General features: G+C 72.2%; 13 protein-coding genes and 1 pseudogene. All 14 read left to right on the top strand.

Going from position 1 to position 13246, the window contains the following annotated elements:
* Window positions 1-137: 137 nt before the first annotated feature.
* On the top strand, window positions 138-1268 hold the full coding sequence (locus Val02_RS48405) for a flagellin N-terminal helical domain-containing protein (protein ID WP_203904262.1): 1131 nt from the start codon (window positions 138-140) through the stop codon (window positions 1266-1268).
* A 141-nt stretch (window positions 1269-1409) separates the two neighbouring features.
* On the top strand, window positions 1410-2735 hold the full coding sequence (fliD, locus tag Val02_RS38505) for a flagellar filament capping protein FliD (RefSeq protein ID WP_203904261.1): 1326 nt from the start codon (window positions 1410-1412) through the stop codon (window positions 2733-2735).
* Between the two features lie 20 nt (window positions 2736-2755).
* Window positions 2756-3142 carry a flagellar export chaperone FliS gene (gene fliS, locus Val02_RS38500; RefSeq protein WP_203904260.1) on the top strand — a complete coding sequence of 129 codons (387 nt, stop codon included), beginning with the start codon at window positions 2756-2758 and terminating at the stop codon, window positions 3140-3142.
* 13 nt (window positions 3143-3155) lie between these two features.
* Window positions 3156-3470, top strand: a complete 315-nt coding sequence (locus tag Val02_RS38495; protein ID WP_203904259.1) for a hypothetical protein — start codon at window positions 3156-3158, stop codon at window positions 3468-3470.
* A 166-nt stretch (window positions 3471-3636) separates the two neighbouring features.
* On the top strand, window positions 3637-3981 hold the full coding sequence (locus tag Val02_RS38490; protein WP_203904258.1) for a flagellar basal body rod protein FlgB: 345 nt from the start codon (window positions 3637-3639) through the stop codon (window positions 3979-3981).
* The gene (locus tag Val02_RS38485) at window positions 3981-4388 is read left to right on the top strand and encodes a flagellar basal body rod protein FlgC (RefSeq protein ID WP_203904257.1); all 408 of its coding nucleotides are present in this window, start codon (window positions 3981-3983) and stop codon (window positions 4386-4388) included. Before Val02_RS38490 ends, Val02_RS38485 begins: the two co-directional genes overlap by 1 nt.
* A 2-nt stretch (window positions 4389-4390) precedes the next feature.
* Window positions 4391-4705 carry a flagellar hook-basal body complex protein FliE gene (gene fliE / locus Val02_RS38480; RefSeq protein WP_203904256.1) on the top strand — a complete coding sequence of 105 codons (315 nt, stop codon included), beginning with the start codon at window positions 4391-4393 and terminating at the stop codon, window positions 4703-4705.
* Window positions 4705-6339 carry a flagellar basal-body MS-ring/collar protein FliF gene (fliF, locus tag Val02_RS38475; protein WP_203904255.1) on the top strand — a complete coding sequence of 545 codons (1635 nt, stop codon included), beginning with the start codon at window positions 4705-4707 and terminating at the stop codon, window positions 6337-6339. The genes fliE and fliF overlap by 1 nt, the downstream gene beginning before the upstream one ends.
* Before the next feature lie 3 nt (window positions 6340-6342).
* Window positions 6343-7353 carry a flagellar motor switch protein FliG gene (fliG, locus tag Val02_RS38470; RefSeq protein ID WP_239153661.1) on the top strand — a complete coding sequence of 337 codons (1011 nt, stop codon included), beginning with the start codon at window positions 6343-6345 and terminating at the stop codon, window positions 7351-7353.
* Window positions 7334-8008, top strand: coding sequence for a FliH/SctL family protein (locus Val02_RS38465; protein WP_203904254.1), 675 nt, complete (start codon window positions 7334-7336; stop codon window positions 8006-8008). The genes fliG and Val02_RS38465 overlap by 20 nt, the downstream gene beginning before the upstream one ends.
* Complete coding sequence (locus Val02_RS38460; protein ID WP_203904332.1) at window positions 8008-9312, top strand: FliI/YscN family ATPase; 1305 nt, start codon at window positions 8008-8010, stop codon at window positions 9310-9312. Before Val02_RS38465 ends, Val02_RS38460 begins: the two co-directional genes overlap by 1 nt.
* The gene (locus Val02_RS38455; protein ID WP_203904253.1) at window positions 9312-9749 is read left to right on the top strand and encodes a hypothetical protein; all 438 of its coding nucleotides are present in this window, start codon (window positions 9312-9314) and stop codon (window positions 9747-9749) included. Before Val02_RS38460 ends, Val02_RS38455 begins: the two co-directional genes overlap by 1 nt.
* On the top strand, window positions 9740-10687 hold the full coding sequence (locus Val02_RS38450; RefSeq protein WP_203904252.1) for a transglycosylase SLT domain-containing protein: 948 nt from the start codon (window positions 9740-9742) through the stop codon (window positions 10685-10687). Before Val02_RS38455 ends, Val02_RS38450 begins: the two co-directional genes overlap by 10 nt.
* Window positions 10684-13246 (top strand): annotated as a pseudogene (locus Val02_RS38445) (hypothetical protein); the annotation flags it as partial. The gene Val02_RS38450 and the pseudogene Val02_RS38445, both read left to right, overlap by 4 nt.

Genomic DNA, 13246 nt, shown 5'->3' with positions numbered 1-13246 from the left:
CTCCCCGGCGGGCGACTCAACGCCGCCGAAAAGTCTCCGAAGTTTTCTCATGCCCACGGCCACGCGACCGATGTGCTAATCGACCGGGCCACGGATGGCCTGGTGTACGAGACCCCATCAAGGAAGAAGGAACACAAATGGGCCTCAGGATCAACCAGAACATCGCCGCGATGAACGCCTACCGGAACCTGTCGGTGACGGATGGGCAGATGTCGAAGCAGCTCGAGAAGCTTTCCTCGGGTTTCCGGATCAACCGGGCGGCCGACGACGCGGCCGGCCTCGCCATCTCCGAAGGCCTGCGCTCGCAGACCGGTGGCCTCAAGGTCGCCGTTCGTAACGCGCAGGACGGCATCAGTGTCGTGCAGACCGCTGAAGGCGCGCTCTCCGAGTCGCACTCCATCCTCCAGCGCATGCGCGACCTGGCCGTTCAGTCGGCGAACGACTCCAACGACTCCACGTCGCGTACCGCCATCAACGCCGAGGCGTCCGCGCTGAAGTCGGAGCTGGACCGGATCGCCGACAAGACGACCTTCAACAACGTCAAGCTGCTCGACGGTAACTTCAAGACCAAGGACATCCAGGTCGGCTACGCGGCCAACGACACGATTCAGGTTGACATCGTGTCCTCGGGCGCGTCGGCGGCGACCAGCACCTGGAACAACGGTGTTGCCGCTGCCACCGCGAACACCGCCACGTTCACCCTGGGTGGCGTGGCTGTGACGACCGCCGCGCTGTCGGCGTCGACCGACGCCAACAACATCGCCACCCAGCTGAACGCCGACGCCAGCTTCAAGGCCGTCTTCACGGCCCGTGTCACCGACACGGGTGGCCTCGAGGTTCAGGCGAAGGACCCGAACCAGACCGGCACCATCGCGATCTCCGGCACCGGTATCAACGCCGCGTCGTCCGCTGTCGCGGCCGGCGCCGGTACCTCGGGCTTCTCCTCGACGCAGCTGGGCGTGAACGCCATCTCGCTGACCACCAAGGCCGGTGCTCAGTCGGCGATCACGGCGATCGACACCGCCATCAAGTCGGTGTCGACCTCGCGGGCGAACCTGGGTGCTCTGCAGAACCGCTTTGAGCACACCATCAACAGCCTGAACGTCGCCGCGGAGAACCTGTCCGCGTCGGAGTCGCGCATCCGTGACACCGACATGGCGCAGGAGATGGTGTCCTTCACCCGCGCACAGATCCTGTCGCAGGCGGGCACCTCGATGCTCTCTCAGGCGAACCAGGCTCCGCAGTCGGTTCTTTCGCTGCTCCGCTAATCCATAGCGGTCCGGCGCCGACCTAGGAACGACGAACGGTGGTGCACGGCCGCCCGGCCCGTCCGGGCGGCCGTGTGCCGCTTCAGGCAGTTGGTGGGCAGTGCAGTTGGCGGGCAGAGCAGCAGGGCGTAGGGGGTAGCGATGGGCGCCACGACGAGCGTCGACGGCCTGGTCAGCGGTTTGAGCACGTCCGACCTCATCAGTCAGCTGATGGCGGTCGAGTCCGCGCCCAAAACCAAGATCGAACAGAAGATCACCACGCAGAAGGCGGTCAACACCGCGCTGCAGTCGGTGAACACCAAGGTCAAGGCCATCTTCACGGCGGCCGACGCCCTCACCAAGGCCACCGGTCTCGATCTGACCAAGGCCTCGTCCACCTCCGACGCCGTCAGCGCCACGGCCACCGCGAGCGCCGCCACCGGTTCGCTCACCTTCGAGGTGAAGACGCTGGCCAAGGCGCACGTCATGACGGCCGCGTACGCGAACGCGAGCGCGCCGGCCGTGGTCGACCCGGTCGCCGGCATCAACATCAGCATCGGCGGCGGCGCCCCGGTCAACATCACCGTCGACCCGACGAAGAACACGCCGCAGGGCATCGCCGAGGCGATCAACGCCAAGGGCATCAACGTGAAGGCCGCGGCGGTCGACACCGGCAGCGGCATCATCCTGCAGCTCACCTCCACCAAGACCGGCACGGCGAACTCGTTCACGGTGACCGGGCTGACCGGTACGGCCAACATCGCCGCGCAGGGCGACGACGCCAGCATCGTCGTCGGCGGCGGCACCCCCGGCGCCTACACCGTCAAGAGCGCCTCCAACAGCTTCACCGGCCTCATGGCCGGCGTCACGCTCACGGTCACGAAGCCGGCCGCCGAGGTCACCGTCACGGTGGCCAAGGACAACGAGGGCATCGCCGGCAAGGTCTCCGCCATGATCGACGCCGCGAACGGCGCGCTGGCCGAGATCGCGCTCAAGGCCGACCCGAAGGTCGCCAGTTCGCAGCTCAAGGGCAACTCGCTGGTGCGCCAGACCGCCTCGTCGATCCTCGGCTCGGTCGCCGGCGGCCAGGTCACCGAGATCAACGGCGTCAACGAGTACACGAGCTTCGCCTCGATCGGCGTGCAGGTCGACAAGGCCGGCCGGCTGTCGTTCGACAAGGACAAGTTCATGACCGCCCTCAACGCGGACCCCGCGGGGACGGCGAAGATGGTCCAGGAAGGGCTGGCCAAGAACCTCGCCTCGGTCGCCGACGGCGTCACCAACTCCACCGTGGGCAGCCTCACCCAGGTGCTGAAGAACGGCGAGTCGACCATCACCCGGCTCAACACCGAGATCACCAACTGGGACAACCGGCTGGAACTGCGCCAGAACGCGCTGAAGAAGCAGTTCTCCAACCTGGAGGTCGCGCTCAGCAAGATGAAGTCGCAGTCCTCCTGGCTCGCCGGCCAGCTCTCCGCACTCGGTTAATCCTCGAATAGGACGGCTCCATGACATCCCCGGCTATGCGTGCGCGGTACCTCAACGACTCCATCGCGACGGCCTCACCCGCCCGGCTGCTGGTCATGCTCTACGAACGGCTGGTCGTCGACCTGTCCCAGGCCGAGACCGCGCTCGGTGCGGGCGACCGGGAGACCGCGGACGACCGACTCAAGCACGCCCAGGAGATCGTGATCGAGCTGCGTACCTCATTGCGGCTGGACCTCTGGGAGGGCGCCACCGACCTGGCCCGCATCTACGGGTTCCTGCTCGGGGAGATGATCTCGGCAAACATCCGGGCCGATGTCGAGAAGGTCGTCTCCTGCCGCAAACTCGTGGAGCCGCTGCTCGACGCGTGGCGCCAGGCGTCATTGATCTCGGCCGAGCCGGCCGCTTAAGGCGTTCACCCGGATGAACGTCGAATGGCACGCGGCCTGGAGGGCGGCCCTGGACGCGATGGAGGCGGACGTCGCCCGGATCGAACGTCTCGCCCGCGGCGCGCAGGAGGACGACGAGCAGGAACCCTGGACGCCGCCCGCCGGGCTCGGCCCGCTTCCGCCCGAGCTCAAGGCGCGCGCCGAGGAACTCCTGGCCCGCCAGCAGGCGGCGACCCACGACGTCGCGGTGGCCCTGGGACACAACCGGCGCCACGCGGCGTTCGCGGCGCGGGTGGAGTCCGGCGACCCCGGCGCGCCCCGGCCCGGATACATCGACCACGCCGCATAGCTCCGCACGCCGCCTCAAGAACCGGTCAACGGCAGCTCAAGCTGCAACCGTCCGGCAACCGAACGGGACCTCAGGTCGAGGCACCCGCGTCCGATGTGACGGTCGAGCACGGATTGCTCCCCTCCGGCCACGGATCGGCCACTCCTTTCCCGCGAAGGAGCCCACCGTGCTGGACGACATCACGTCGGTCACCATCAAGTCCGCGTTGCACGGGCTGGCGATGCGCCAACGTGTCGTGGCCGACAACATCGCGAACATCGAGACGCCGCAGTTCCTCGCGGGACGGGTGTCGTTCGAGGACACGCTGCGGGAGGCCTACGAGAACGGGCACCCCGAGGCCGCCGCGCCGTCGATGGCCCGTTCGCTGGAGCCGACCCGCATGGACGGCAACAACGTCAACCTCGACCACGAGACGCTGAGCCACATCGACACGAACCTGCGCTACCAGTTGATGCTGCGCGCGGTGGACCACAAGGCGGGCCTCATCACCAGCGCGCTGAGGACGGCGTAATGCCCATCTTCGGCGCCATCGGCATCGCGAGCACCGGGGCCACCGTCTACCGCAAGTGGCTCGACGCGGTCAGCGACAACATCGCGAACATGAACAACGCCACCGACACCCGTAGCGCGGCCTTCCAGGCGCACTACATCCAGGCGCGCGCCGTCAACTACGGCAGCGGCACCGGTGGGGTCGAGGTGGCCGCCGCGCTGCGTTCGGGCAACACGCAGGGCCGGGTGGTGCACGAGCCGGACAACCCGCTCGCCGACGCCGACGGCAACGTGCGCTATCCCGACATCGACCTCGGCGAGCAGATGACCAGCCTGATCATGGCGCAACGCGGCTACCAGGCGAACCTCTCCGTCGTCGACCGCGCCCGTGACGCCTACAACGCCGCTCTCCAGCTCGGGAGGTCCTGACCATGACCATCACCCCCATCTCCCCGGTGCTGCCGATCTCCGTCCCGTCCGTGGTGGCTCCCCCGGCCGGCGACGACAGCACCACCATGGCCGGCGGCGTGAACTTCGCCGACGTGCTCGGCAACAGCATCGCCCGGGTGCAGGGCGTGCAGGACCGGGCCGACGACCTCGCCGTGCAGGCGGCGACCGGCACGCTGGAGGACGTTCACGAGTACATGGTGGCCGCCACCGAGGCCTCGCTCACCACCCAGCTGACCGTGGCGATCCGTAACAAGGCCGTCGACGCCTTCAACGAGATCATGAGGATGCAGGCCTGATGCGTGACCGGGTCACCGCAGCGCTCAAGCGGATCGCGAGCACGTTCGGCTCGTTCTCCGCGGGGCAGAAGGCCGTCACCATCGTGGCGGTCGTCGCGCTGGCCGTCGGCGGCTACTTCTTCTCGGTGTGGGTGCAGGCGCCGACGTACGCGCCGCTGTACTCCAGCCTCGCGGCCTCCGACGCGGCGGCGATCGTCGAACAGCTCAACGCGGAGGGCGTTCCGTACCAGCTGGCCGACGGCGGCAACACGATCCTGGTGCCGAAGGAACAGGTCTACGACCTGCGGCTGACGATGAGCGGCCAGGGACTGCCGGCCGACACCGACAACGGCTACTCGTTGCTGGACAAGCAGAACGTGATGACGTCCGAGTTCATGCAGCAGGTCGGCTACCGGCGCGCGATGGAGGGCGAACTGGCCAAGACGATCAAGTCGATGGACGACGTCCGAACCGCCACCGTGCACCTCGCCATCCCCCAGGAGAACGTCTTCGCGGACGAACAGAAGCCGCCGACGGCCTCGGTGCTCGTGGCGACCAACAAGAACAAGCCGCTCACCGGCGATCAGGTGCAGGCGGTGGTGCACCTCGTCGCCTCCAGCATCGAGGGCCTCGAACCGGCGAACGTGACCGTCGTCGGCGCCGACGGCCAGGTGCTCTCCTCCGGCGACTCGGCGCAGGCGGGTGGCGGCAGCAGCGCGGCCGGCGACCAGCGCACCCGCGCCACGACGGACTACGAGACCCGCCTGGGCACCTCGCTGACGCAGCTGCTGGACACCGTGGTCGGGCCGGGCAACGCGAAGGCGCACGTGACGGCCGATCTCGACTACGACAACACCGAGACGAAGACCGAGAAGTACGTGGCCGACCCGAACACCCCGCCGCTGTCGGAGCAGACCGAGACGGAGCGCTACATCGGCAACAGCAACGGCGGCGCCACCGGCGTGCTCGGGCCGGACAACGTGCAGGCGCCGCCCGGCGAGCAGGGTTCGGGGGTCGGCAACTACGACAAGACCACGGAGACCCGCAACAACGCGGTCGGCGTCGTGCGGGAGACCCGCCGGTCGGCCCCCGGTTCGGTGCGCAAGCTCTCGGTCGCCGTGGTGCTGAACTCCGACGCGATCAAGGGCGCAAACGAGGCGCAGCTGCAGCAGATCGTCTCCGCCGCGTTGGGCCTCGACCCGCAGCGCGGCGACACGATCGCGGTCTCGGCGATGCAGTTCGACAAGACGGCGGCGGCGAACGCGGCCAAGGAGCTGCAGGAAGCGGAGAAGGCCGACGCGACGAGCGCCCTCATGCAGCAGATCAAGACCGGCGCGGCGATCGGCGGCGTGCTCCTGCTGCTGCTGTTCGCCTGGATCAGCAGCCGCCGGCGCACCAAGCGGCTGGAGAAGGCGCTGCAGGCGGAGATCGCCCGCTTCGAGGCCGAACAGGCCGCGCTCAGCGCCGGCGGCGGTGCGCAGGCGCTCGGCGGCGGCAGCGGTGCCGCGGGCGAACTGGAGGCCGGGCCGGGCGGGCCGTCCGACGACGAACGGCTGCGTGCCGAACGGCAGCGCGACATCTCGTCGATGGTCGAGCAACAGCCGGAGGAGGTGGCCGCGCTGCTGCGCGGATGGCTCGCGGACCGGAGGAGCTGACCGGTGACCACCGAGGATGTGAGCGGCGTTCGCAAGGCCGCGGTCATGTTGATCCAGATGGGCAAGGAGAACGCCGCGAAGGTGCTCGCCACGATGCGCGAGACCGAGGTGGAGGAGCTGACCGCCGAGGTCGTGCGGCTCGGCATGATCGATCACGACCTCGCCGACGGGGTGCTGGACGAGTTCCACACGATGCTGACCGCGCAGCGGCACGCCGCCAGCGGCGGTATGGACGTGGCCCGCGAACTGCTGCGCGCCTCTCTGGGCGACGAACGGGCCGACGAGATCGCGGGCCGGCTGTCGGCGACGTTCCGCGACCTGCCGTTCAACTTCCTGCAGCGCGCCGACCCGCGGCAGGTGCTGTCGTTCCTCCAGGACGAGCACCCGCAGACGGTCGCCCTCGTGCTCGCGCACCTGCACGCCAGCCAGGCGTCGCAGATCCTGTCCGGCCTCACCGGCGACCTCCAGGCCGACGTCGCCAACCGGATCGCCGTGATGGACCGCACCTCGCCGGACATCGTGCGCCAGGTGGAGACGACGTTGGAACGGAAGCTGTCGTCCGTGCTGCAGCCCAGCGACCTGTCCAGCGTCGGTGGCCTGCAGCCGCTGGTCGACATCATCAACCGTTCCGACCGGGCGACCGAGCGCATGATCCTCGAGGGGCTCACCGAGCGGAACCCGGAGCTGGCCGAAGAGGTGCGCGCGCAGATGTTCGTCTTCGAGGACATCACGACGCTCGACGACCGGGCCGTGCAGCTGGTGCTGCGCCAGGTGGAGACCGGCGACCTGTCCGTGGCGCTCAAGGGCGTCAAGGAGGACGTGCGGATGAAGGTTCTCAAGAACATGTCCGAGCGGGCCGCCGAGAACCTCGCCGAGGAGATCGAACTGCTCGGGCCGCAGCGCCTGAAGACCGTCGAGGACGCCCAGGCCAAGATCGTTCAGGCGATCCGGGCCCTGGAGGAGTCCGGCCAGATCATGATCACACGGGGTGACGATGACCAGATGGTCGCCTGAACCCGGGGTGGTCCGGGCCGCCGACGCCGGAACCGTGCAGGCCGCGCGCTTCGACGTGCCGCTGGCACTGGGGCCGCAACTGCCCGGCGAACTGGCCGAGAAGCTGCGCCGGGAGGCGCAGGCGGCGGGCTACGCGGCCGGCTGGGCCGAGGGGCGCCGGGCCGCCGAGGAGGGCGCCCGCGAGGCGCGTGCCCGGTTCGACACGGAGGCCCGCGCCGCGCTCGCCGCGCAGGAGGAGGTCGTCGCGCGGGTCCTCGGTGCCGTCATGGCCGCCGTCGAACGCTTCGAGCAGCGGGCCGTGCCGAGCATCGAGGGCATGCAGGCCGATCTCGTCCGGGCGGCGTTCACCCTCGCCGAGACGATCATCGGTCGGGAACTGGCCAGCGCCACCGACCCCGGCCGGGACGCCCTGGGGCGCGCGCTCGCGTTCGCCCCGCCCGGGCGGGCCGCGATCGTGCGGATGAGCCCGTCCGACGCCGGCACGCTGCCCGGGACGTTCTCCACGGAGGGGCGCGACCTGGTGATCGTCGCCGACCCGACGCTCGGACCCGGCGACGCCGTCGTCGAGTGCGACGCCACCACGATCGAGTCCCGGATCCAGGACTCCGTCGCCCGCGCCCGCGCGGTCCTGCTCGGTACGGAGGAGGCGACGTGATGCTGACGATCACCGAGATGATGGAACCGGCGATCGCGGCCGCCCGGCCGCTCGTCAGCGGGCGGGTCACCTCCGTCGTCGGCCTCTCCGTCGCCGTCACCGGCATCGACGGGGCGGTGGGCGACCTGCTGATCGTGAACGGGCGGGTGCCGGCCGAGGTCGTCGCCATCGACCACGGCAAGCTCACCTGCCTGCCGCTCGGGCCGACCGAGGGAATCTCCGCGGGCGCCGTCGTCACCACCACGGGCGGGCCGCTGCAGATCCCCGTCGGGTTCGGGTTGCGCGGGCGGGTGCTCGACGGGTTGGGCCGGCCGATGGACGGCAGGCCGCTGCCGCTGGACTGCGCCGCCGTCACCGTGGACGCCGTTCCCCCGAACGCCCTGCACCGCAAGCTCGTCAACGAGTCGCTGCCGCTCGGCGTCCGGGCCCTGGACACCCTGGTGCCGTGCGGGCGCGGGCAACGCATGGGGATCTTCGCCGGTTCCGGGGTCGGCAAGTCCAGCCTCATGTCGATGATCACCCGCGGCACCGAGGCCGAACTGACCGTCGTCTGCCTCGTCGGCGAACGCGGGCGCGAGGTGCGCGAGTTCCTCGAACACGACCTCGGCGAGGAGGGCCTGTCCCGCGCCATCGTCGTCATCGCCACGTCCGACCAGCCGCCGCTGGTCCGGTTGCGGGCCTGCTTCGTCGCCACGCGCATCGCCGAGTGGTTCCGCGACGCGGGCAAGGACGTGCTGCTGCTGATGGACAGCCTGACCCGCGCCGCCATGGCGCAACGCGAGGTGGGGCTCTCCGCGGGAGAACCGCCCGCCACGCGCGGCTACCCGCCGTCGACCTTCGCGATGCTGCCGCGGCTGCTGGAACGCGCCGGGCCGGGGCCGGTCGGCAGCATCACGGGGCTCTACACCGTTCTCGTGGAAGGCGACGACCACAACGAACCCATCGCCGACGCGGCCAGGTCGATCCTCGACGGACACATCGTCCTGGACCGGCGGCTCGCTACCACCGGGCACTTCCCCAGCATCGACGTGCTCGAATCGATCTCGCGGGTGGCCGGCGCGGTGACCACGCCCGCGCAGCGCGCCGCCGCCAACGAACTGCGGCGCATCATGGCCGCCGGCCGGGAGATCCGCGAACTCGTCGAGATCGGCGCCTACGTCCCCGGCACCAACCCCGACGCCGACCGCGGGCGCGCGCTGCAACCGCGCATCGACGCGTTCCTGCGCCAGGACATGACCGACCAGAGCAGCGCCTACGACGCCTGGATGGCCCTGGCCACGCTGCTGTCCGAAGGAGACGTCTGATGGCGAGATTCCGGCTCGCGGGCGTGCTGCGCGCCCGGCAGGCGCAGGAGAGCGTCGCCAAGGCCGCCGCCGCCAAGGCGCGCGCCGACGCCGAGGCCGCCGAGGGCCTCGTGCACCAGCAGGCCGCCACCCTCGACGCCGCCTGCGCCGTCAACCCGGACACCGCGCAGGCCCTCGCCGCCGCCCTCTCCGCGCGCCAGGCGATGGCGGCCGTCCTCAGCGCCTCCGTCACCGCGGCCGCCGACGCCGCGCGGGTCGTCGAGACGAGCACGGTCGAACTGGCGGCCGCCGCCGCGCAGCGCAAGGCCATGGAGAAGCTGGCGGAACGGCACGCGCTCGCCCGGCGCAGGGCGGCGGAGCACGCCGAGGCGATGGAGGTCGACGACCTCGTCACCTCCCGACACCGGTCATCGGAAGAGGAGCACACGTGGCAGTGACCGACGTACTGGCGCGCGTCTCGCAACTGCGCGACCAGCTCGGATACCACCGGGTCGCCGCCTCCGGCGGGGACTTCGCCGCCGCGCTCAGTTCGGCGCAGGGCGCCACCGGCGCGCGGAACGTCACGGCGACCGATGCGGTGGCGGCCGCCAAGCAGTATCTCGGCGTGCCCTACGTGTGGGGCGGCACCGACCCCGCCAAGGGACTCGACTGCTCGGGGCTGATGCAGCGGGCGTTCGCCGACATCGGGGTGAAGCTGCCGCGCATCGCCGCCGACCAGGCCCGCGTCGGCACCGCCGTCCCGAGCATGGCGCAGGCGAAGCCCGGGGACCTGCTGGCGTTTCACTCCCCGGTCGACCACATCGGCATGTACGTCGGCGACGGCATGATGATCGCCGCGCCCCGGCCGGGCGAGAAGGTGCGCATCCAGAAGGTGAACGGGACGCCGACGGCCATCCGCCGGGTTCTGCCGTCCACTGTGGACACTCCCGGATATCCGGGCGTCCTCCCCGCGAACATGCGACCCGCGGGCGGCGTCGCGGGGGTGCCGTACGCCGAGTTGTTCAACGCCGCCGGTGTGCGGCACGGGATCTCGCCGCGGCTGCTCGCCGCCGTCGCCAAGGTCGAGTCGGACTACGACCCGCGCGTGGTGAGTTCCGCCGGTGCGCGCGGGCTCATGCAGATCATGCCGGCGACCGCGAAGTCGCTGGGCGTCGCCGACCCGTTCGACCCGGCGCAGGCCGTCGACGGGGCCGCGCGGCTGCTGCGCAGCAACATCCGGGAGTTCGGGGGCGACCTCGACCTCGCCCTCGCGGCGTACAACGCCGGCAGCGGCGCCGTGCGCAAGTACGGGGGCATCCCGCCGTACGCGGAGACCCGGGCCTACGTGCCCAAGGTGAAGGCGGCCCTCGCCGCACTGGAAGGACTGACGTCGTGATACTGCCGATCGACAGGCTGCTGGGCAGCAACGGATCCTACGACCGCTCCGGCAGCTACCATCGCGATCCCGCGTCGGATGCGCGGTTCGACGCCGTGCTGTCGAACCTGGGCCGGGACCGTCAGCAGCAACGCCACGAGGACCCGCCGCACACCGGAACGCACGCGTTGCGCCCACCGCCGCGTAAGCCGCGGGAGCAGACGACGTTCATCGCCGCGCCGGCGCGGTGGGAGCCGTCGACCCGCTACGCGCACCAGGACCGGCTTGAGTACCAGCCGCCCGGCGACGGTTCGGCGGCCGCCTCGGTCACCAGCATCGGCCCGTCGTTGAGCGCCTATCAGCCCGCCGTGGACAGTTCGCTGCGAACGCGGGTCGAGCGGGACCTCCTCGACCGGTCCGCACGCACCGGAGCCGCCCTCGCCGACAGCATGAACGCCCGCTCCGCGAGCGCCCGCAACGCCGCAGCCGCCGCAGAACGCCACCGCGAATCCGCCCGCGCCGCCGACGCGCGGGACGCTGCCGCGGACGCGCGGGACGCTGCCGCGAAGCGCTACAGGGAGTCCGCCCGCGCCGCCGACGCAGCGGCCGACGCCCGTGCCGCCGCGGCCGCGGACCGCGTGGCGGTGAACGCGCCGGCCGGCGTTCCGGCGGTCCCGGTGCCCACCGCCGACGGCGACACCGGCGCGCGTCCCGGACAGGCTCCCGGTGGGGCACTCCAGGGCGGCCCGGCCGCCGCCGACGTGGCAGCCGCCGCCGGCCTGCGGGGTCCGGCCGGCACCACGCCGACGAACGACGCCGCGGACCCGACGGCCGCGACGAACGCCGCCGGTGCCGCGCGGGCAGCCGGAGACGGCCCGACGACCGGCCGCGTGTCGGGCGACGACGGATCCGCAGCGTCCGGCGAGCCCGCTCGCACCGTCGTGAACGTCCCCTCGGGCGTGCCCGCGGTCCCGGTCCCGACCGTGGACGGAGACACCGGCGCGCGCCCCGGACAGGCACCGGGCGCCGGTGCGACCGGCGCGGGCCCCGCCGCCGCGGGCACAACCGCCGCGGGCGGCGCAGGCACGACCGGCGCGGGCACGACCGGCGCGGGCACAGGCGGCGCAGGCACAGGCACGACCGGCGCGGGCGGCGCAGGCACGGGCGGCACGAGCGCAGGCGCAGGCGGCGCAGGCGCGGGCACGACCGGCGTGGGCGCAGGCGCGGACACCAACGGCGCGCGCGGCGCAGGCCTGGGCGGCACGGGCACCGGCGGCACGGCGTACACCGGGAGCACGGCCGGCACGGGCAGCGTGGCCGGCACAAGCGGCGGAGCCGGCGCGCGTGGTGCCGGCGGTGCAGGTGGTACCGGCAGCGCGGCTGGTGCAGGCGCCGGTGGCACCGTCGGGGCCAACGGCGTGGGTGCCGCGGGCACGAGCGGTGCCACGAACGCCGGCGGCACCGCCATGGGACCCGCCAACGGCATCGGCGCCCCCGGTGGCGTCAGCGGTGCGGGTGTCCACAGTGGAGCGTCGAGCCCCACAGCCGCCGGCGGTCCGGGTGGCGCGAGCGGTGCCGGTGTCCACAATGGAGCGTCGAGCCTCACAGCCGCCGGAGCCGGAGCGGGTGGCGCTCGGGGGGCATCCGTGGCCGGCGGCGGTGCGGCCGCGACCGCGGCTGCCGCAGGCGTCGCCGGAGCGACGGGTGGAGTCGAGGACGCCGGAGCCGGAAGCGCGGCCGATGGCCCACGCGGTCCCGTCGGTGCCGGACCGGGCGGGACCGCCGCTCCGGGTGTCGCGGCCGGGATCATCCCGCCGGGCGGGCCGGGAACCTCTGGTGCGCCCGCCGATGCGGGCACCCTCGGGAGCCCCGGTGTCGCCGGGCTGGCCGGGACGCTCGGCACCACCGCGGCGCTCGGAGCCACCGGTGCGCTCGTCGCCGGGACAAGCGCCGCAGGTGTGAGCGGGGCGGTCGGTCAGGTCGCAACGGGCGCGCCGGGCGTCGGATCGGTCCCGGGCGCGCCCGGAGCTGGATCCGTCGCGGGCGCTGCCGGATCCGTTCCGGGCACGACTGGAAACGGGGCCGTCCCGGGCACCACGGGCAACGGAGCTGTCCCGGGCGCTGCCGGCGCTGCGCCGGGTACGGCCGGCGCCGGGGCTGCTTCGGGGATGCCGGCGGCCGGGTCGCAAGGTGGGCCGGGCGCCGCTCAGGCCGGCGCGGCCGCAGGTGCGGGCATCGGCGCCGGGCAGGGAGCCACCGGCGGGGATGCCGGTGGCGGACCGGGCGCGGGTGGGACGGCAGGCTCGGCTGCGGCGCAGGGCAGCGGCGCTGCCGGACCGGCCGACACCGGGCCGTCGGTCAACGGCATGTTGGCGGCCGTGCTCGGCGCGGACACCGCGGGCGCGGCGGGGGCCTCCGGAACCGGTGCTGCGGGAGCGTCGGACGCGGACGGGGCCGCGGGCGTGCCGGGCACCGCCGGGACCGCAGGCGCCGCGAGCATGACAACAGGCGCGGGCGCCTCAGCCGGCGCAAGCACAACGGCGGGCGCAGGCGCCACGGCGGGCGCGGGCACGATCGGCG

Source organism: Virgisporangium aliadipatigenens (assembly GCF_016863615.1).
In the GTDB taxonomy this organism is placed as follows: Bacteria; Actinomycetota; Actinomycetes; order Mycobacteriales; family Micromonosporaceae; genus Virgisporangium; species Virgisporangium aliadipatigenens.
Note: the sequence above shows the minus strand (reverse complement) of the source record. Positions and strands in the feature narration are given on the sequence as shown.

What these genes read in the sequence shown, in the direction of transcription:
- Val02_RS48405 (WP_203904262.1), top strand. Translation starts at nt 138, where the DNA reads ATGGGCCTCAGGATCAACCAGAACATCGCCGCGATGAACGCCTACCGG.
- fliD (WP_203904261.1), top strand. Translation starts at nt 1,410, where the DNA reads ATGGGCGCCACGACGAGCGTCGACGGCCTGGTCAGCGGTTTGAGCACG.
- fliS (WP_203904260.1), top strand. Translation starts at nt 2,756, where the DNA reads ATGACATCCCCGGCTATGCGTGCGCGGTACCTCAACGACTCCATCGCG.
- Val02_RS38495 (WP_203904259.1), top strand. Translation starts at nt 3,156, where the DNA reads ATGAACGTCGAATGGCACGCGGCCTGGAGGGCGGCCCTGGACGCGATG.
- Val02_RS38485 (WP_203904257.1), top strand. Translation starts at nt 3,981, where the DNA reads ATGCCCATCTTCGGCGCCATCGGCATCGCGAGCACCGGGGCCACCGTC.
- fliE (WP_203904256.1), top strand. Translation starts at nt 4,391, where the DNA reads ATGACCATCACCCCCATCTCCCCGGTGCTGCCGATCTCCGTCCCGTCC.
- fliF (WP_203904255.1), top strand. Translation starts at nt 4,705, where the DNA reads ATGCGTGACCGGGTCACCGCAGCGCTCAAGCGGATCGCGAGCACGTTC.
- Val02_RS38465 (WP_203904254.1), top strand. Translation starts at nt 7,334, where the DNA reads ATGACCAGATGGTCGCCTGAACCCGGGGTGGTCCGGGCCGCCGACGCC.
- Val02_RS38460 (WP_203904332.1), top strand. Translation starts at nt 8,008, where the DNA reads ATGCTGACGATCACCGAGATGATGGAACCGGCGATCGCGGCCGCCCGG.
- Val02_RS38455 (WP_203904253.1), top strand. Translation starts at nt 9,312, where the DNA reads ATGGCGAGATTCCGGCTCGCGGGCGTGCTGCGCGCCCGGCAGGCGCAG.